The following is an 18,975-nucleotide window of genomic DNA, read 5'->3' as shown; positions in this document are numbered from 1 at the left end:
CATTGTCGTACGAGGAGGAACACGCAGATGGCCGCAAAATCATCAATTCTGGATATCGATGCGCAGATCGAAAAACTGCGGGAACGCCGGCGCTCCATGGTTGTCAAATCTGCCGAGCGCTTTTCAAAGGCAGCAACCAGATCGGGATTGGCAGAGATGGAGATCGCAGACGAGGAGATCGATCGCGTCTTCGAAGAGATAGCCGCACGATTTCGCAAAGAGAAAAATCCGGGTGATAGCGCCTCTGCTCCGTCGCGTAGATCAACGGCTACTGAGCCTGGAACGCCGGAGGCGGTTTCAAATGGCAGGTGACCGCAAACGGGAAGTTCGCGAGAAATTCCTGCTTGGCGGTATCGTCGTAAAGGCGGGCCTGTCCAAGGCTGACAGAGCTTTTTTGCTCGGGGGTCTGCTTGAACTCACCCGTGTTACGACTGGATCGCCGGAACATCGGCGGTTGCGTGCTATCGGCAAACAGGCATTCCTCGCTCAAGCACTGAAGCAGAAGGTTGCTCATATCGACGAGGTGCAAGAATGGCTCTGAAAGGGAAAGTTCATCCGAGCCTCTTGCTTGTTCTCGTACCCATCGCGGTTACGGCAATCACGTTCCATATAGTTGGCTGGCGGTGGGCAGGGCTGGCTTCGGGAATGTCGCACAAAACGGCGTATTGGTTTCTGCGCGGCGCACCATTACCAGCACTTCTCTTCGGGCCTCTTGCCGGCTTTTTGACGGCGTGGGTCTTGCCAATGCATCGCAGGCGGCCAATCGCCATCACAGGTCTGTTATGCTATCTATCAGCGGCCGGCTTTTACGGCCTGCGAGAGTACGAACGCCTCGCTCCATTCGTCGGACGCCGTGTCGTAGGTTGGGACAGTGCGCTATCCTATCTCGACACCGTTGTCGTGGTGGGTGCCTTATGCGGTTTCATAGCAGTGGCTGCCTCCGCTCGCATCTCGACGGTCGTTCCCGAACAGGTCAAACGAGTGCGACAGGCGACTTTCGGTGATGCGGACTGGCTTTCAATGTCGGCTGCAGCAAAGCTTTTTCCACCCGATGGCGAAATCGTTGTCGGCGAACGCTACCGTGTCGACAAAGAGATTGTCCATGAATTACCCTTCGACCCAAATGATCGCTCGACCTGGGGCCGGGGCGGCAAGGCACCACTTCTGACCTACGGCCAGGATTTCGATTCCACCCATATGCTCTTTTTCGCCGGATCAGGCGGGTACAAAACCACGAGCAACGTCTTGCCGACGGCACTGCGCTATAGCGGGCCGCTAATTTGCCTGGATCCGTCAACCGAGGTCGCACCAATGGTGGTCGAGCATCGCACGAAAAGACTCGGGCGTGAGGTCATGGTGCTCGACCCGACCAACCCGATAATGGGTTTTAATGTCCTGGACGGGATCGAAAGCTCGCCTAAGCAAGAAGAGGACATTGTCGGCTTGACGCATATGCTCCTGTCGGAGAGCGCACGCCTGGAAAGTTCTACTGGCTCCTACTTTCAAAGTCAGGCGCACAATCTGCTGACGGGATTGCTCGCCCATGTCATGCTGTCTCCGGACTATGAGGGAAAGCGAAATCTGCGCAGCCTTCGCGAAATTGTGTCCGAACCCGAGCCGTCTGTGCTCGCCATGTTGCGAGACATTCAGGAGAATTCAGGTTCAGCTTTCATCCGGGAAACGTTGGGCGTCTTCACCAACATGACCGAGCAAACCTTTTCTGGCGTCTATTCTACGGCCTCAAAAGATACTCAATGGCTCTCGCTCGATAGCTACGCCGCACTTGTCTGCGGCAATGCCTTCAAATCGAGTGATATCGTGACTGGTCAGAAGGATGTGTTCCTCAACATACCAGCTTCGATTCTTCGCTCCTATCCCGGCATCGGCCGGGTGATCGTCGGGGCACTGATCAATGCCATGATACAGGCCGATGGCAGCTTCAAGCGGCGAGCGCTCTTCATCCTCGATGAAGTCGATCTTCTGGGCTACATGCGTGTTTTGGAAGAGGCGCGTGATCGGGGTCGCAAGTACGGGATTTCGATGATGTTGATGTACCAGTCGGTGGGCCAGTTGGAACGGCATTTTGGAAGAGATGGTGCGACGTCCTGGATTGACGGATGCGCCTTTGCTTCCTATGCCGCGATCAAAGCTCTCGATACAGCGCGGAACGTATCGGCGCAATGCGGCGAGATGACTGTCGAGGTAAGGAGCAGCTCCCGCAATATCGGCTGGGATATGAAAAAAAGCGCATCGCGCAGATCAGAAAGTGTCAACTACCAGAGAAGACCTTTGATCATGCCCCATGAAATAACGCAATTGATGCGGAAGGATGAGCAGATCATCATCGTACAGGGGCACCGTCCGATCCGTTGTGGTCGTGCGATCTACTTCCGGCGGAAGGATTGGATGCTTCGGCGCGCGCAAATCGGTTCGTCAAACCGCGCATTTGACCTTTTTTGCGAGGCCGACTCCAGGTTACGGCCAATTTCGCTAATGATCACGCCGACGGTAGCGTTCGAAGGCCTTCACGCCCGGCGGTGTCACAGGCCTACAAAGAACCTGAAGCCGAACCGTCCCTCGTTACCTGCAGGCAATAAAGCTAAAAGCGTGTCGGGGCCCTTCACCTTCAACCGGGTTCGTTGAGCAAGGTTCGATAGCCAACAACACGCCCTCCGCTTTGCTCTGGCCGGCAACTCCCGTCACGTTTGGACGCAGGATTTACTCGCTCATTTTAAAGAGTATGACTGTCGGCCTGGGTCCCAGGTCTGGCCTATGTGTGCGCGACGATGCTTGCGTTGCCATAGTTGAAACGAACCATATCTTTTTGCTGCACCGGTCAGCCAATCCTGCGTGTCCTAATTGGTACGAGCAGAACCACATCTGCGAGGAAGCTCCCCAATCATTCGCTCTCCGACCGGCCAGCTCATCACATCCAAACGCCAATCGATCACGAGAATGAATCGTTTGGCCTTGATCGATTCAAGAAAGTCGTTGGACGCGGCTTTGAAAGGAAGCGACAGTTCGGCCATGGCAGACAATGATAAGACAATAGTTCATCTTCGCCGCATCGATCCTTCTCGGAATATGCGACGCTTCTATGCGCTAGGGATTCAGCCGACACTGTTTGGTGGTGCATCGGTTGTGCGAACCTGGGGCCGTATAGGCGCCACCGGGCAATCCATGATGCAAACCTTCGACAGTCAGGACGAGGCGCTATCGGTATTCGCTCGTCTTGCCCGAACCAAACGCCGCCGTGGCTATCGCTGCGCTGACACTATCGATAGCGACTGACGCCGCGAGGTTCTTTCACCGGGTGGTAAAGTCGTGCAGCAACGGGAGGAAAATGACGGTGTTCAAGCATCCATGACATTACCGGCTGCATGGATAGATTTCCCGCTCGGTCGCTGTCATGCCCGGCCAGAATAATCAGAAAACGCAAACCGGCGGGGGCACCTCTCTGCACCCGGGTTTCCAGCAGAGTGCCGTGACATCTCTGGTTCGCAACAGGTGCTGGCGACAGAGGTCTGAATGAGGTCAAAGTTGATAGCTGACCTGTTTCGTCTGCCTACGTACGGATTCCCCAGTTTCCTGAAACTCATCGAAAAGGCTTTAGGACGGGGATCGTCACCGCGCTGACGCCACGCTCGCCTGACCTAGCATCAGAGAACTCTAATCTTCGATATTCCGGAGAAGCAGATGGGGCTCGTTGCGCTGTGAGAGCGGGATCGCACGGCGCTGCGTTTTCGCGATAAAGTCGCCAGACTTGCGCGACAAGCCACTGATTGTACAGCCTCAAAGAGGCAAACGGCTCCGGCTTTACGCGCAAAAGAAGCCCCGCCTTGCGACGGAGCTCCTTCGACTATGGATCAGACTTCGCGCTTCGGGCGGTTCCAGATGAGCGTATATTCGCCTTCCGCTTCGCTCGGCCATAGCGCTGCTGTGATCGGAGCGTTGAAGCTCGGATCATCGAGCTTGAGGGAGATGTATGGCTCGCCGTCGCTTGAGGTTGCATTCCAGCCTGCGCCGACTTCGACCCCGTTGCCTGCGGTGACCCGGAAGTCAGGGGCGTCACGCGAGACGCGTTCGATGGGACTAAGGCGGGCCCGGAAGCCGACGGTGAGAGTACGAACGTTGCCAATGATGGTGTTGCCGTTTGTCGCGAAGTTGCCGATGACTGCCATGTTCAGGTTCCTTTCCGTTTTGCTCGGGCCGCGCCTATCGCTGCCTCGATGACGGTGAAAAGACCGGGGGCGATCGTAACCGCACCCGAAGGGCCGTAATGGAATGAAGGACGGTCGGACAGGGCTATTTTGCTTCGCGATGCAAAGGTGGGCTTGCCCGCCGGCGGAAAATAGGCATGGCTGACCGTTGCGGAAGACGATCGAGGCGTAGGCGTCCTCCGGTCAAACCGGCTTCATCGAGGTAGCGATAGGCGCTCCCAAACCTCAAACGGTAGGAAACTGGGCATGGCCGTTCTTCATCGGTCATGTTCTTCGACAGGGCCAACCACCACGTGAGCATTCCTGGTTTGTTTTCCCCCGCCAGTGCTGATTCACCCTCCCATCCCCGTTATCGCCTGTCATGACCAGCGGCCACTTCAATGCCGCTGGCGGGGTCCATGTCGCAGTAGCTGAATGGATTTCGCCATCAGCGCACCCGTCGCTTCGCTCTGGTGAGCGCTCCGGGTTTGCCAAGAGTATCGCGTAGTCGGACCGTGCTGGAACGCTGAAACTTGGTATCCGCCCTTCAACCGATGCAAAGCATGAGCTGTTGTGTGGGCATGCCGTCAATGCGGGGTCTTTGGCGTCCCATGCCAGACCGCCAACCACAATGGTGACAGCTCGAGCCAGAGCTTACGAGAGACCCTGCACCCATTGCAGCGATCCAACGCGGTACCGGCCAGGTGAGATCCAAGTTTTGAGTAAACCTGGCTCGCCACGCGTTGCAGCTTGAGGCTTGGAAAAGGGCGCCTTCACATCATCGGAGAAATCGAGCAGCTAATCTTCTGGTGCAGTGAGCACAGCCACGTGGAAATATGCGTTGCGCATCTCGCTGTTAGGGAACAATTCGAGGCGAACCACACACCCATTTGCATTACGGACCAGAAGAATCTGAACCGCGTTCCCGACCTCAGGCAACATTTTTACCGCATCGTTCAACGCTCCATCACATCCGCGTCAATACTTGTCTGGACGATTGAACCAGCAGGCATGGTCGCCTCCTCAGGACACGAAATGCAATCGAGTGACAAATGCCGCTGTCGTACATTAAGCTGCCCCCCTTATCGGCTCGGTTCGTGGTTGAAGATCATGGAGAAAATTAACCGCGCGCTGCGCATGGGCTGCTGCCTGGAAAATTGCCCGCTTGTCATTAGAAAGCACAGTCAACCAACTTGCCAGATAGGATGCGTGATCGGGGCGAGGCTCCAGTTCCGGCACGAGGCCCAAATCGGCGCAAAGAAGCGCCGCGCCGATTTCGGCAATGAGTTCTTCTCTGGCGCGTTCACTGCGGTCCTTCGCATAGCGACTTAAATCACGGCCAACACGATCAGGATGCGCCGTCCAATGGATTGTTTCATGTCCCAGAACCGACAAGTAGGAAACAATGTCTTTAAAATCGGAGGAAACCGGCATTTGAATGTGATCGCTGGAAGGGCAATAGTAGGCCTGCGATCCGCCGTGACGGATATCCGCGCGGATCTCGGCAAAAAACCGGAAGGCATTTTCAGTTGCCGTTACGGATGGCTCAGTTGCCGGAGAAGGCGAACAATAACTAGCCGGCAAACCTTCGATCTGTTCGACGTTGAAAACCCGATATGTCTTGAGAAAAGGGATATCTCGTTCAAACTCCTCGCCTGAAGCATTGATAGCTGTTTTTGTAAAGCGGCTTGCATAGACGACTACAGTACCATTCTCGCCCTTGCGAATACGTCCCCCTAAATCGTTGGCCTGACGCAGCGTCATCCACGTTGGCGCAGTATAACCGCGGGCAACTGCCTCGGACCACAATAGTATAACATTCATGCCGGAATAGGGTTCTCCATTGTGGCGCAGCGGGCGGATAACGCCGTTCGTTCCATCCCCTGTTGCCCACGGTTGAACCCATGACCGCACGCCCTTTTTCAGATCGGCGATGATCCGATCCGTTATCTGCGCATGGATGTCTGTGCGCTTTTGTTCATTTTTCATGCTCATTTTTTACCTCCATCTGCGGCCCCATCCATTGCGGCCCGTGGCGGTGGCCACAGCCGGGACTCAGGGAGGCGGCGCACCGAAGGCCGGAACACAGTGGAGGACGGCGCAGCCGTTGCGCCGGCTTCAAGTCCCGGCAGGCCTGACCCAAGAAGCGGGCTGCAATGCTTGCGGGGCCGAAGCCCCGCGACGGAAGGTCTTAGCCGAATGCAGCCATCTGCATTTCGGCGGCCTCGCGGCCAAGGGACTGTCCGGGATTATCTACAGGTCGTTCAAATGGCTTCCATTTTTCGCCGAGGACCTGCTCATAGGCCGCGACCGCGCCTTCGGCAGCCATGCGCAAGGCGTGAGATTGGATGCCCATATCGGCGGCAAACTCGCGCTTGCGTTGCGCGGCGCTTTCAAAGCCGACGGGACCATCGAGGTCCTCGTCACGGAGATCGCTGGCGGCTTTGGCGGTAAGATCGCGCGCTTCCGTGACCGCCCGGCTGTAAAACTGGCCTGCGCCGTGGGCAGAACCGACATAGGCGCCGACGATGCGTTGCAGATGGATGTGCATGGCGCGCTCGCCGAGACTTTCGCCCAGAGCTTCGGCGGTTTCAATGATCATGCGTCGGTGAAGCTCGCAGATGCCCTCGCTGTCGAGAACTGCAAGACCGAAACTCTCGGCGATCATGGCGGCTTGCGTGGTATCGGGACATGCGAGACGGACCATTTCCAGTGTAGTGCCCTTGCGGGCCTGAAGAGTGCGGGTGGCGGGACGCGGAGTTCTAGCGGATTTTGACATGGGATTTCCTTTCCTTCGGTTCGCTCGAGGGCTCGGAAACGGCCCTTGGCCGGCCCTCCCTTCGGGCGTGCTCGGGCCAAACCGGCGAGAAGACGGGCGCTTCAGGGTCCGGGAGGGACAAATCAAGCGAGGCCGGTGTGCGGGCTAGCGGGGATTTCAAGCCCTGCGCAGCCCGCGGACCTGCCTTGGCGAGATAGGCCCGTCCGGCCGCAGGGCGGCGCGGAACGCGGCCTTGAAGCGACCGACGGCCGGTTTACGAGCGCACCCTGATCCGAAGGGAGGGACGGCCAAGGGCTGGTAAATGCCTCGAAGCGGCGCCGCGGGAAAAAAAGGCCATGTCTCCCCGCTACAAATCCGCCCGATAATCGCTCGGGCTGCGCCGCGTGGACATTAACTTCGGCATCGCATTTCCCGGACGCGCCTCCATCTCGCCACAAGGCGTTACGGCAGATCCGACCGAAAATCGGGCAGATTCACCGCCCGATCTGGCCTTGGACCATAGCCTTCGCGAAAGGTGGCGATCACCCGATCCTGCCGGCCGGGCTTGCGTGACATGGCCTCTGACCCCCGCGGCCGAGCTACAACGGCGGTAAGGTTGGCGCGTGAATAAGTATCGCTCGGACAAGCTCTTCTGCCAAGGTAGCAAGCAGCGCGACCCCGACGCATAAGCGGAGCCAGCGCAGCCATAAGATGAATTGCGATCAATGAGCTTGCGTTGTCGCGGGTCTGTCAACGGGCTTCCTCCATCGGGCCAGGTTGCGTGCGTCGGCCAGGCGAAATCAACGTGTCGTCCTTCCTGTAAGAGATCAGCGGCAATCGCGTCCGGCCATGGACCTGCTCAAAGACGGCGTTAGGATAACCATGGCTCTTCAACCAGGTCGCGCTGCTTCGTGGCTTTCAGCCAGATGAACAAGTTCGGCGCGTATTCCTGCCCTGCCGAACACCAGCACGGTACCGACGGATGGGCGTTCGAGCACCTTGAACTCAATTCACTATCAATGGTGAAGGTTCGCAATACCTGCAGCAGGATCGTGCCTTCAGCCCCGAAATCGCCTTCATGGATAATGAATTCAGGCGGGAATAGTAGTTCGGTCTGGTCCGTTCACCCTGCTTTTGTGCCAGCTGGCCTTTGCAATTGCGTGTTTTCCACACGGACAGTTTCTTGCGAAAACGCTCTGGTGGCCGCGGCCCGCCGTCGCCCCACTCAATGATGGAGCCAATCGGAGCAATATCGTAGATCAGCAACGCTGACATGGTTCAATCCCCTTTGCTTTTGCTGAAAACAAAGCCGCCGCCGGATAGGCCGGCAGCGGCGTGTTGTTGCTCTGGTAGACGAAGAAATCGCGATCACGCGGCGATTTCATAATCATCTGCACCGGAAGCATCGTCTTCCGGGGATTGCGCCATGCTGGCGGCAGGATCGTCCTGTTCCTCTACGCTGGCGTCCGCGCCAGACATATCATCGGGATTGCTCGCCACTCCTTCCAGGGCGTCTTCATCCGCGATGGATACGTCATCGCCCTGAAGAACAGCGCCTGAGCTCAACCAATCGCTCACATCCTGGCTGTTGGGCGCAAATAGCGCTGCCGGATGCACAAAATGGCCGCTCTTAAAGTGCTCAATCAGGGCAGCGCGGGTTTCTCTGACCCGCGGGCGGGGAAGAACCGATGTGTCCTTACATGCCGCTTCAAGCGCTTGTCGGGACAGACAAAGCATGAAGTCCTCTCCGCCCATGTTGGGAAGATACGCATCCGCGCCGATGGCTTCTCCGGCAATGCGCGAAACAATGCCACTGTTCGACGGTCCTCGCCGGCAGGAAAACACATCGGCCAACATCTTGCGAGCAGTAGCGCGCAAGATATTCATGTCGAAAGAAAACTTGCCATTTTCATCGAAGAGATCGACAGCGTGGCGTAGAAGCTCCTGCCTGCCATACGTGGTGTTGCCGTTCGCGAGATCGACACGCACATTCTGGCTCGCGAAAGCCAGTATCAGCAATGCCATTAACATGTCGTCCTCGATTGGAGCATGGCGAAGCGCTTCCTGAAGAGCATCTGTTCGGAAATTCCCGATCATTTCGTAACCCTTTTGGGTCACATCCGGACGTGTCTTCGCCACGACGACCGGATCATCGCCAGTCAGGCTGACGCCTTCCGCATCGTGATTGCCGGTCTTGCCTTTTGGCTTCTTCACCTCTGGCATCCGGAAATGAACAGTCTGTACTTTGCCCTCGCGATCAAGGAACATGGCCGTCTGGTCGGATTTCTGCGGCTTGCCATAAATGCGCTCAGCTTTCTTTGGCAGTTCCGGCTGACCCCAGCTATTGATCTCAACGATGGAGCAGCGCTTCGGCATGTTGGCTGTCATCCATTCATGCTGGGCGCCGAGAAATGCATCCACGTTGGTCGTGTAGCGGGTGTCTTCATCCGCGGGAGCAAATAAATCCTCGACCCACTCGATGCCATAAGCGGCGGCGAGATCGTCTCCAAAGCTCGCATCCTTCGCATACAAACGTTTGCGATTGAGGCTATTGGCTATCGACCACCACGATGCAGCCTCGTTCTTCTTTGGCTTGTTCGCCTTCCAGACTTCTTTCTGCTCTTCCACCGAAGCCGCTGCAATGGTGCGCAACTGCTGTTCATTAGGCATATCACCGCGCGCCATACGATCGAGCATGGCAGGCAGGACATTGGCAAGCAGGCGTAGTTTGCGTATTTGTCGGACGGGCTGGCCCAATGCCACCGCAATAGCCTCTTCGGTCCAGTCGAGCGCGATCAGCCGTTCGATTGCCCGCCAAAGATCGACGGGATTAAGCGGCTCGCGCGCCATGTTTTCGATCATGGAGCGCATTGCGCCATGATCGTTAGCCCCTTCGGCGACCAGTACGTCAATCTCCTCCAGTCCGGCCGCAATAGCCTGTTTCACACGCCGATGGCCGGCATTGATAACATAGCCATTTCCTCCGTCCTTCTCAGCCGCGATGATCGGCGGCTGGACAATGCCGACCGCCTTGATGGTGGATAATAGCAAGGCATCGGCCTGGGGCGTGGATATTGTATGGCGCGAGCGGTCGGGATTTTCCTTCAGTGCACGCGGGTCAACCTTCATGAGATGCATGAAAATGCTCCTTCTTGAATTTGCGGACGCGGTCCCTTACCGGCCCGGCTCCGTCTTCTTCCTGAAGACACCTTCCGCCCTGCGGAGCGGGCGGGCCGATGCAATTGCGGCCGAGCATCCCTGTCCGGCCGGACAAGCGGGGCTCACAGCCCTGCGAAGGACGACGGGCCGGGATCGCGAGCGGCGCGCTTGAGCGTCAGCGTCAGCGGCCTGACCGATCTGCGAGCAGGTTCACTCCTCTTCCTGCCTCATCTTTTCCTTTTAAATCCGAGACGGTTGACGGCTTCCGGATTGGAAATTCTCGCCTCTTGACCTCAATTATAACTTGAGATTTGCACTTCTGAACTCTCGATTTCGGTCTCTTCGGCGCTGGAGCCACTTGGCCTTTTATATCGAGGGTGGCGTGAGGCGGATGACAGAAACCATCCGGAGCGCTGTATGCCAGTACTTTCTCGAAAATGCTGGATATGGCTGTCGATCGATGCAACTCCCCTCGTGTCTGCGAACTCCTTACCCGTTGAAATTCGCGCTTTCTGACGCTATATTGCGTCATAAGTATTGGCATTTTTGAATGGAGGGCTTGTCGAATGAGTCTCGCCCAATATGCGGACGGGGGGCTATTCTCGCCGCGCAAAATCGCACACGCACTGCGTACAACGAGCGAAGAGATCGCGCGCACAGCTGGTCTCGGTAAAGACGCGATCCAGCGCAAGGATCGCATTCGATCCGACAAGACCCAGCGTCGCCTGCGGGAGATGACCGAAATCGTCAACAAGGTCGAACCGCGGTTCGGCTCCGCGCTGATGGCCTATGCCTGGTATCGTTCCGAACCGCTGGCCGGCTTCTCCGGCCTGACAGCCATGCAGCTCGTACGTGAGGGCCGCGCCGACGAAGTTCTCGACTATATCGACGCGGTCGATGCCGGTGTTCACGCCTGATTGCACCGATGGATTTTCACGGAACACTATACAGGGCGCTGAACCCCGTATACGCGCGCGAGCCGATGTCCGGACGCGGAGCAAAGCTTTACGGAGGCAGGTTCAACCGAAAGGGAACACCAGCACTCTATACGTCGCTGTCAATCATGACCGCGCTTCGTGAGGCAAATCAGGTCGGTGCCTTACAGCCAACGACGCTTGTCTCCTATTCCGCGGCGTTCGGGTCCATTTTCGACACGCGAAACAATGTGGCACTGCGAGCGCAAGGAATGGATGATGCGAGCCTCGCAGATCCGACGTGGCGCGAACAGATGAAGGAGGCAGGACAAGCGAAGACCCAAGCCTTCGCGGACAGGCTTGTCGCAGCCGGCTATCATGGTTTGCTGGTCAGGAGTTTTGCGCCGGGCGCGCGCGAGGACGATTTCAACCTCGTCCTTTGGAAATGGAGCAATGTAGCGCCCTGCAAGCTGACCCTCATTGATGACGAAGGTCGCCTGTCGCGATAGCCACAGTGCAAGCCCGCCACGCCATAAAACCAGATCGTGGCCAACTGCGCGGATTACGCATCGCCGACTTCGTTGTTCAGGCGGCGATCATAGCAGGCCCGTGAAGTCCGTCTATGTCGTTTGCCAGAGCGGCGTCAACCTCGGCAAGCAGGCGGCGTTTCTCCGCCAGTTCATCGGCGTATGCGAACTCACCGCCGCCGCTATGCGACGCATAAGATGCAAGCCTTCGGCGTGCTTCGTCAAGATTCTGACGATACCGTTCCTGCTCGAATTCGAAACTGCCGATGGCATATTCGAGGCGGGAAATTGCTCCAAGCGGTGTGACGCTGATTGGTAGATCGATTTCATCAGGGGCTGCACTGCGGACCAACACAGTCGAGTAACGATAGCCGCCGCTACGGTCACGTTCGCCGGAATATTCGAGGTCAAAACCGCCAATCGAAGCGATGACGCACCCCCCTTCCTTCCGCAGTCGCACAAGCGAAAGAATTTCATTCATGAGTGCCCTGCCAGCCTGCTTGCGCTCGCGGAAGTTTTTGCCCCTGACGGTCATGGCGAAGGCATCGCCAGCGGTTGGAATGAGGCGCTCGATATCCTGTCCGAGCTCGCCAATGCGGCGCGTGCAAAGCTCTATCTTGCGCTCGGCCTCGCGAATCTGGCTTAGCACGGCATGCTGATCGTCGATGTGAGCGGCGCGCAGGCGCTCTAGCCGCGCAATATCCGCTTCCAGACCGGCTTTCTGCATCAGTCGCTGATCGCCCGAGGCGATAGCCTTGGCCATTGCAAACTGATTGGCCCGCCCCTCGCCCATATCTTCAAGCCGACGGATCGATGTGTCGCCGGAAAATGCTGCCGCGATGAAGCGGGCTTTGCGCTCATTGTTCTGCCACAAGGTCGCGTCGAGCGAACCTTCGGTTGCATAGGCGAAAATATCGATCTCTTGGTGTTGATTACCCTGCCGTACAATGCGGCCCTCACGCTGCTCGATCTGCGAGGGCAGCCAAGGAACGTCGAGGTGGTGGAGTGCCTTCAGGCGAAGCTGGGCATTGACCCCTGTGCCCATAGTTTCCGACGATCCGATCAGGAACCTTACCTTGCCGGCACGCACGTCGCCGAACAGCCTTTGCTTGGCCTCCGATTTTTTGAAGTCTTGCATGAAGGCGATTTCAGAAGTGGGTACGCCGCGTTTGATCAGTTGGTCACGGATCCAGCGATAAGCCGAGAATCCGCGGGTTTTCTCGACTGAAATGGTTCCAAGATCACAGAATATCATCTGCGCGGCACCCGAAAGCTCATAGGGCTTCCCGTCAGCACGGACATAGCGGTTCTGTGCCGTCTCCCGCCAGATGCGAAAGGCATTCGAGATGAGATTGTTGAGCTTGTTTTCGGGTTCGTTGTCACTGTCAGGATTGACGAGACGAAGATCAATCGCGGCATGGCGGCCATCGGTAATCACAGAAAGCAGAATATCGTCGCCGGGTTCCGGCGGCCGGTTTCGCTCCTCGATTGCCTTGATGCGCTCGGCCAGCACCATCTGATAGTTCTTGAATTCTGGTGTCGGCTTTGCGGTGACGATCTGGCGTTTACCGGTCGATATCGCCGGAACCTTCACATATTGGCGTAAATCCCCGGGCAAAACGACATCCGCAAAGGAGCGGAACATCGTAATCAGCTCGGGTACGTTGACGAAGCTGGCGAAGCGCGAGACTGGTTTGTATTTGCCGGAGGGCTGGAGCTCCAGTTCGGTGACCGTCTCCCCGAAAGTCGATGCCCAGGCATCGAATTCTTGTAGTCCGCGCTCCAACAGCGCCGCATGATCCATCAACCGCTGCACGGTGAACATTTCGCCGAGCGTATTGGTGATTGGCGTGCCAGAAGCAAGAATGAGCGCCCGACCCGGATTTTTCGTCTCGATGTAACGTGACTTCACATAAAGATCCCAGGCGCGCTGCGAACCGTTCGGATCGACCCCTTTGAGCGTGCTCATATTGGTGGCGAAGCTGAGCTTCCTGAACTCCTGGGCCTCATCGACGATAATCTGGTCGATGCCGATTTCACCGATGGTCAGAACATCATCCTTGCGCGTGGAGAGCGCTTCGAGCCGCTCCTGCAGGCTCTCCTTCAATCGCTCGAGGCGCTTGCGCGATACGCGATCCTCCTCCTCGACGTCGAGAAGAAGTTTTTCATAAAGCTCCAGTTCCTCGTGCATCATCTGATGCTCGAAGGCTGACGGAACGCCGATAAACCTGAAGGCGGAATGCGTGATGATGATCGCGTCCCAATTTGCGGTGGCCGCGCGCGAAAGAAACCTCGCACGCTTGTCTTTGGTGAAATTGGTCTCGTCGGCAACGAGGATGTGCGCCATCGGGTAAAGCGCTAGAAACTCACGCGCGACCTGCGCCAGGCAATGACCGGGGACAATCAGCATTGCCTTGTTTATGAGGCCTAGGCGCCGCTGCTCCATGATGCTGGCTGCCATCGTCATCGTCTTGCCCGCGCCCACTGCATGGGCGAGATAGGTTGCCCCTGATGCAATGATCCTCCAGATGCCGCGCTTCTGGTGAGGATAAAGCGTGAACGCCCGGCTCGCACCCGGTAGATGGAGATGGGAACCGTCAAAGCGGCGCGGCGCGATATTGTTGAAGCGGTCGTTATAATCGCGCGTGAGACGTTCGGTCCGGTCGGGGTCAGACCAGATCCACCGTTGGAAGGCATCCTTTATTTTCTGAAGCTTGGTTTTCGCAGCCTCGGTATCCACCACATTCAATGTCCGGCGTTCCTTGCCGTTCTCACTGATCGTATCGAAGATTTGCGGGATCCGGCTGTTGAGCGCATCGGCAAGCAACTCGCCGGCATGCCGGCGGCTGGTACCCCATTCAGACGTTCCGACGGCCAGAAACCCGAGTTGTCTGGCATCGACAGTCCATGTCGCCAGTTCCGGAATATGGTGAATACGAATGTCGACACCCATGCTGTCCTTGACGAAGGCAACAACGTCGGTAGCCGGTATCCATGGCGCACCAAGGCGCGCAGTAATATCGGAGGGCCGAAGATCGGCCGGCTGCACTGCAGCAAGCGCTGTTACATTGCGCTCAAAGGCTGGGTCGAGCCCCGCCGCGACTTCGGCTATCGTCAACTTGTCGCGGACATGGCCAGACAGATAGGCGTCGGCCATTTGCCAGGATCCGTCGACGGGATCGCAGTAGATAGCGCTGCCGAGCTCGGCAACGACATCCTCCGGAGCCCGATGCAGAATTTCCGCAATATGATCGAGATCGACCCAACCGCGCTCATTCAACACGACCGCAAGCGCGTCCGCCGCGCTCTCAATCACTGGCAGGACCGGCGGCGCAATAACCCGCTCGGAGAAAAGCGGGCCGGGCCTCGCCGTGTCATTCTCAAGATCATAGTCCTCGATGGAAGCCACGAGCCAGCAATCGGGATCGTCGAGGAACGGAGCGAGGTTCGGACGACGGTGCGTTTCGCGAACCTCTCCAGTTTGCGCATCTTCGATGGTCGATACAGCCGTATGATTGATCGGGCCGAAATCCCGCACAAAGCTTGACCAGGCAATACGGAGTTTTACCTGAAGCTCCTTCCAGGGCCGGCCGCATTCCTGCGCCTTGAGGACTTCTCGCACAGCGTCACGAACCGGGATGAGCTTCTGGATGATACGGACGTGCTTTTCCGGGATACCGTGGGCGCTGTGTCCCTTGCGAACTTTCACCGCGACCGGCTTACCGTCAACGACCTGCATCAGGCCCTTGACATTGTCAATGAAGAAGCTGCCTTCGCGCACCCAGTTCCGGGAGGGCATATCGAACAGCGTATTGTGGACGACATCGTTCAGATCCGGGTCGAACTCGGAAGGTTCACCGTCATAGCGGTTTTCTGGAAGGAGAGCAATGGCCGCTGATAGCAAGGACGCGACGTCGTCGCCCTTGCGTGGGAGGCATGTATATGTCTCGCCAAAGGGGCCGGAGGTCAGCGCGTGCGTGCCGAGGACGAAATGGGGGTATCGCTCGAACCATCGGTTGACGCGGATAGACCCCTCGTCCGCCATCGCCGGGCGCACCTCGTCCACATGCAGCCACGATTGGTCACCGACGGGCTCTCCGGCCTTCCGCTTACGGAAAAAGACAATATCGACCCCAACATCTGTTCCGGCGTCGGCGCGGAAACTGCCTTCAGGCAGGCGGATGGCCGCGATCAGATCGGCGGATTTCGCGATGTGCTCGCGTGCAGAGCCATCCACTTTGTCCATAGTCCCTGAACTGGTCACGAAGGCGGCGAAGGCGCCGGGCTTCAGGAGATCGATCGAGCGGACGATGAAATAGTCGTGCAACCGTAGTCTCACTGAGCGATAGTTCCGGTCAGATCGAACGGTTCGGTCTGAGAACGGAGGATTGCCGACGGCGAGATCGAAATCGGGCGGCAGTTCAGTGCGGACAAAATCGCCCGTAAGGATGCGGGATCGCGGCTGCAACAGACGGGCGATGCGCGCGGTGACAGGATCGAGCTCCACACCGGTGACATGGGAGGCGTCGCGCAGGTCTTCAGGCATGAAAGCCGGAAATAGTCCTGTGCCGATACCAGGTTCAAGCACTCGGCCTCCGCGCCAGCCCATGCGCTTTAAACCTGTCCAGATTGCTTGAACAATGAACTCAGGCGTAAAGTGGGCATATTGGGTGCATCGGACAAGGGAAGCATACTCAATCTCGCTTACGGCATCCTCCAACGCTGTTCCGATCAAATTCCAATCCTCGCTGAAATCAATCTCGCCGGGTCGCCGGAAAACGCCGTTGGCAAGGTCTGATGCACCAAAACCGGTAAAGCGGATCAGCTTCTCCTGCTCCTCACGCGTTGCAGGCCGATCCGCAGCGCTGATCTCGGCAGCAAGCCGGATGGCGGCGATATTGTCACGCGCACGCTCCTTCCAGCCGCGCGCGAGCCCGCGACTGTTAGTGAGATAGAAGTTTTGGGCCCCCATCTGACACAAAGTTTCGGAGGGATGGTCCTTCGCTGTGGCGGGAAGAACTGGCGCCGGGCTCGAAGGATCGGGATCGTCGTCCTGTTCTGAATTGTCCGCGAAGGCGACAGTGCCAAGGCCAATACTTGATGACAACGCAGTGTTGCTAAAAATATCGAGGCTGAAGGGATCATTCACTGTCATTGCAGCTATCTCCTGTTTGCTGGGCGCGCGACATCACTCTCGCGGAGCAAGTCGGCGAGTGCGGTCGCGCCAAGTTCTGGATGGAAAGGTATGAATGAGCTGAATCGGGCCAGCGGCTATTCGCCTGGGGTTGGTCCGGGCGCTTTCAGGTATCCTGTCAGTCTACGAGACACCGTGAGTGTCGGTCCCACCGGTGATCAGCAACGCTGTGGAGCTGTTCAAGCCGCTTCGCCTACACTCCCCTTCGAACGTTTCGTCACCAATTGTGTCCGTCGTTTCCACATGGAGAGATGCGGTTTGCAATACGTCAAGCAGCTTCGCGCTGGCATAGAGAACGCAAATGAACCGGGAGTTTGGCTACGATCTCCCGGTCGGTGAGCTGATCGAGCACCTTGAAATCTCCGCCCCCTGCTCTTCCGTAGACCTGGACGATCCGCTTGCCATTCTGCGTTCGGGGAAACCGCCAATCGGCATAACCGCGATACTCGTCGTGAGTGGCTGACCAGATGTGTTCGAGGCATTCCTCGCGCGTAATTGTTTGCATTGGCGCGGTTTCGCGCTTCAGGATCGTGGCTCTCATACGATCAGGTGCCCCCTTGTCCGAAAGGTCGCAATAGCCATGAAAATGCCGAACGCAGCCATCGATATGAAGCGAAAAGAACACGCTCGTAATCGAACCAGTGAGAAATTCTCTTAACGCGAACATGTCGCAACGCTGAAAAAGAGGCGGCAAGATATCAAGCATGTAATCATGCTCGCTCTTTGTGATCGCGAACCATTCGCCGCAATAAAGGCTCGCCGCGCCGTCGGAGAAACGATTTGGACGCTGCGCATGCCGATCGAACATACGATACATCTGCCGGCGGTCGGCAACGCCCTGATAAACTTTGCGCATTGAGGTATGGATCATTTTGGTGGCTCCTTTTGGCACTGTGTTTGGCTTTCAGGGCCGGGGCGTCGTTACATCCTGCGGGACGCCCATCTTCCCCTTCAGCCCTTCTCACCCCTTCTCCAGGCCACCGTTCCGTCCGGCGGGGTCAAGGGTCGGCGAAGCCGGGCGAAGCTTACCCTTGACGCAGACGGTGGACGGCTGGCAGCCAATCCACGTTTTCTTTTTCCTCCAACTCACTTTCTGCTCTTGCCTTCAAAACAGCATTCCAGTCGCTCGGGTCAGGTATTAACCGATCAAACCTACAGCCCGTTTCCGTTGCAATCGCCGAGAGGCGACCGGCGTAAACATCCCCCTGGGGATCGTTATCAGTGGCAGCTATCAGCGACACACCCGCCTGCGCCGCCAGAGAATGAATTGCCATGTCGGTTGCCGGCGACCAGCCTCCGCCTGTACTGAGATACAAAGTGTCACCGCTACGGGCTTCGAGCGCAGCAAGGCTCATGGCGTCAATGGCAGCTTCCGTTACGCACAAACGCTTCGCGTCGATATTGCCGAAACGAAAAAGCATCTTCGTCCCGCCGGTCGAAAACCCGCGCCATTGCGGGCCGCGTTCTTCCCACCCGGTAATTGCACCCGCCTTATTGGTGTGTGCTGCCCACATGGTGCCATAGAGACCTTCGCGCAACATATTCTGCCGGATAGCATTTTTGATTATGGCTCCGGGAATATAACGCTCCTCATGCAGATAGCGCCATGCATCCGAACCGGGCCACGGCGGTCGCCGCAATTGCCAACGGTGTAGAATGCTCGTGTCTGATCGCCGCCTTGGGGTAGCAGGTTTCCATTCCGGTCTGGTCGGTGCAAAAGCAGACAGACGGGCGGCCTCATCAAGGGCTGTCGTAAATGGAACACCATGCAACCACTCGATCAGTCCAAACACATCCCCCTTGGCATCCGATGTGGGATCAAACCATCCTTTGCCATTGTAAATGACAATAATGATCTCCTTTCGCCTTCGCCATTTGACCGCACGCGGGGTGCTTTCTCTCTTGTCGATGGCAAAACCCGCTGCCTCAAGTACCAGTGCGCAGTTCACTCGTTCCCTCAGTTCCTCAACCCTCTTTCTTTCCATATCTTTTCCGACGCCTGCGCGTTCGCCCTTTCCTTGCTTTTCCTGTTTCCGCATCTCGCGGGACCACAACCGAACGCCGCAAAGAGCAAAGGAGGCAAGGGCGCGGCGGCTCGCGTGATTCTGGCCATCTTGCGCCAAAATCCGGCTCCAGCCGCGGCGAAGCTTCCCTTGCCGCCTGCTGCTCGCAAGCGGCATCTATTCTCGCAAAGATCAGCTCATCGGACCGCTCAAATTGACGA

The 18,975-nt window shown here is 57.4% G+C and carries 13 protein-coding genes and 1 pseudogene; 6 read left to right on the top strand and 8 right to left on the bottom strand.

Features of this window, described 5'->3' with window-relative positions; genetic code table 11:
* Positions 1-27: 27 nt before the first annotated feature.
* The 4 genes and pseudogenes from ACOWVS_RS20360 to ACOWVS_RS20345 all read left to right on the top strand — a co-directional run bounded on the left by ACOWVS_RS20360 (position 28) and on the right by ACOWVS_RS20345 (position 3,291).
* Positions 28-312 carry a TraC family protein gene (locus ACOWVS_RS20360; RefSeq protein ID WP_075042364.1) on the top strand — a complete coding sequence of 95 codons (285 nt, stop codon included), beginning with the start codon at positions 28-30 and terminating at the stop codon, positions 310-312.
* Positions 302-541, top strand: a complete 240-nt coding sequence (locus ACOWVS_RS20355) for a conjugal transfer protein TraD (protein ID WP_075042363.1) — start codon at positions 302-304, stop codon at positions 539-541. Before ACOWVS_RS20360 ends, ACOWVS_RS20355 begins: the two co-directional genes overlap by 11 nt.
* Positions 532-2,450: pseudogene (gene traG / locus ACOWVS_RS20350) on the top strand (Ti-type conjugative transfer system protein TraG). The gene ACOWVS_RS20355 and the pseudogene traG overlap by 10 nt, the downstream one beginning before the upstream one ends.
* 577 nt (positions 2,451-3,027) lie before the next feature.
* Positions 3,028-3,291 (top strand): WGR domain-containing protein, encoded by a 264-nt coding sequence (locus tag ACOWVS_RS20345; protein ID WP_075042362.1) that lies wholly within the window; start codon positions 3,028-3,030, stop codon positions 3,289-3,291.
* Between the two features lie 575 nt (positions 3,292-3,866).
* Here the strand turns inward: ACOWVS_RS20345 and ACOWVS_RS20340 are convergent.
* The 5 genes from ACOWVS_RS20340 to ACOWVS_RS20320 all read right to left on the bottom strand — a co-directional run bounded on the left by ACOWVS_RS20340 (position 3,867) and on the right by ACOWVS_RS20320 (position 10,095).
* A complete protein-coding gene (locus ACOWVS_RS20340; RefSeq protein WP_075042361.1) occupies positions 3,867-4,181 on the bottom strand; it encodes a DUF736 domain-containing protein in 315 nt (104 codons plus the stop codon).
* Between the two features lie 1,086 nt (positions 4,182-5,267).
* On the bottom strand, positions 5,268-6,194 hold the full coding sequence (locus ACOWVS_RS20335) for an ArdC family protein (protein WP_075042360.1): 927 nt from the start codon (positions 6,192-6,194) through the stop codon (positions 5,268-5,270).
* Between the two features lie 196 nt (positions 6,195-6,390).
* Positions 6,391-6,978, bottom strand: coding sequence for a hypothetical protein (locus ACOWVS_RS20330; protein WP_075042359.1), 588 nt, complete (start codon positions 6,976-6,978; stop codon positions 6,391-6,393).
* Between the two features lie 1,238 nt (positions 6,979-8,216).
* Entirely contained in the window at positions 8,217-8,342 is a 126-nt protein-coding gene (locus ACOWVS_RS20325; protein WP_282097771.1) for a hypothetical protein, read from the bottom strand.
* Positions 8,326-10,095: a ParB/RepB/Spo0J family partition protein gene (locus ACOWVS_RS20320; RefSeq protein ID WP_075042358.1), complete on the bottom strand. Its 1,770-nt coding sequence runs from the start codon at positions 10,093-10,095 to the stop codon at positions 8,326-8,328. The genes ACOWVS_RS20325 and ACOWVS_RS20320 overlap by 17 nt, the downstream gene beginning before the upstream one ends.
* 587 nt (positions 10,096-10,682) lie before the next feature.
* Here ACOWVS_RS20320 and ACOWVS_RS20315 point away from each other — a divergent pair.
* Both ACOWVS_RS20315 and ACOWVS_RS20310 read left to right on the top strand, forming a co-directional pair.
* A complete protein-coding gene (locus ACOWVS_RS20315; RefSeq protein ID WP_075042356.1) occupies positions 10,683-11,033 on the top strand; it encodes an antitoxin Xre/MbcA/ParS toxin-binding domain-containing protein in 351 nt (116 codons plus the stop codon).
* Positions 11,034-11,041: 8 nt separating this feature from the next.
* On the top strand, positions 11,042-11,539 hold the full coding sequence (locus ACOWVS_RS20310; protein ID WP_075042355.1) for an RES family NAD+ phosphorylase: 498 nt from the start codon (positions 11,042-11,044) through the stop codon (positions 11,537-11,539).
* Positions 11,540-11,615: 76 nt separating this feature from the next.
* Here ACOWVS_RS20310 and ACOWVS_RS20305 read toward each other — a convergent pair whose 3' ends face one another.
* The 3 genes from ACOWVS_RS20305 to ACOWVS_RS20295 all read right to left on the bottom strand — a co-directional run bounded on the left by ACOWVS_RS20305 (position 11,616) and on the right by ACOWVS_RS20295 (position 18,874).
* Entirely contained in the window at positions 11,616-16,712 is a 5,097-nt protein-coding gene (locus tag ACOWVS_RS20305; protein ID WP_075042354.1) for a DEAD/DEAH box helicase family protein, read from the bottom strand.
* 307 nt (positions 16,713-17,019) lie between these two features.
* A complete protein-coding gene (locus ACOWVS_RS20300; protein ID WP_075042353.1) occupies positions 17,020-17,622 on the bottom strand; it encodes a DUF1419 domain-containing protein in 603 nt (200 codons plus the stop codon).
* 154 nt (positions 17,623-17,776) lie between these two features.
* Entirely contained in the window at positions 17,777-18,874 is a 1,098-nt protein-coding gene (locus ACOWVS_RS20295) for a DUF3991 and toprim domain-containing protein (protein ID WP_247644462.1), read from the bottom strand.
* Positions 18,875-18,975 lie beyond the last annotated feature (101 nt).

It is taken from the genome of Brucella sp. IR068, from assembly GCF_049065885.1.
In the GTDB taxonomy this organism is placed as follows: domain Bacteria; phylum Pseudomonadota; class Alphaproteobacteria; order Rhizobiales; family Rhizobiaceae; genus Brucella; species Brucella intermedia.
Note: the sequence above shows the minus strand (reverse complement) of the source record. Positions and strands in the feature narration are given on the sequence as shown.

Bases quoted from the DNA above. Each gene is read 5' to 3' on its own strand.
- ACOWVS_RS20320 (WP_075042358.1), bottom strand. From the start codon at position 10,095: ATGCATCTCATGAAGGTTGACCCGCGTGCACTGAAGGAAAATCCCGAC.
- ACOWVS_RS20355 (WP_075042363.1), top strand. From the start codon at position 302: ATGGCAGGTGACCGCAAACGGGAAGTTCGCGAGAAATTCCTGCTTGGC.
- ACOWVS_RS20310 (WP_075042355.1), top strand. From the start codon at position 11,042: ATGGATTTTCACGGAACACTATACAGGGCGCTGAACCCCGTATACGCG.
- ACOWVS_RS20305 (WP_075042354.1), bottom strand. From the start codon at position 16,712: ATGACAGTGAATGATCCCTTCAGCCTCGATATTTTTAGCAACACTGCG.
- ACOWVS_RS20325 (WP_282097771.1), bottom strand. From the start codon at position 8,342: ATGAAATCGCCGCGTGATCGCGATTTCTTCGTCTACCAGAGCAACAAC.
- ACOWVS_RS20345 (WP_075042362.1), top strand. From the start codon at position 3,028: ATGGCAGACAATGATAAGACAATAGTTCATCTTCGCCGCATCGATCCT.
- ACOWVS_RS20335 (WP_075042360.1), bottom strand. From the start codon at position 6,194: ATGAGCATGAAAAATGAACAAAAGCGCACAGACATCCATGCGCAGATA.
- ACOWVS_RS20300 (WP_075042353.1), bottom strand. From the start codon at position 17,622: ATGATCCATACCTCAATGCGCAAAGTTTATCAGGGCGTTGCCGACCGC.
- ACOWVS_RS20315 (WP_075042356.1), top strand. From the start codon at position 10,683: ATGAGTCTCGCCCAATATGCGGACGGGGGGCTATTCTCGCCGCGCAAA.
- ACOWVS_RS20330 (WP_075042359.1), bottom strand. From the start codon at position 6,978: ATGTCAAAATCCGCTAGAACTCCGCGTCCCGCCACCCGCACTCTTCAG.
- ACOWVS_RS20340 (WP_075042361.1), bottom strand. From the start codon at position 4,181: ATGGCAGTCATCGGCAACTTCGCGACAAACGGCAACACCATCATTGGC.
- ACOWVS_RS20360 (WP_075042364.1), top strand. From the start codon at position 28: ATGGCCGCAAAATCATCAATTCTGGATATCGATGCGCAGATCGAAAAA.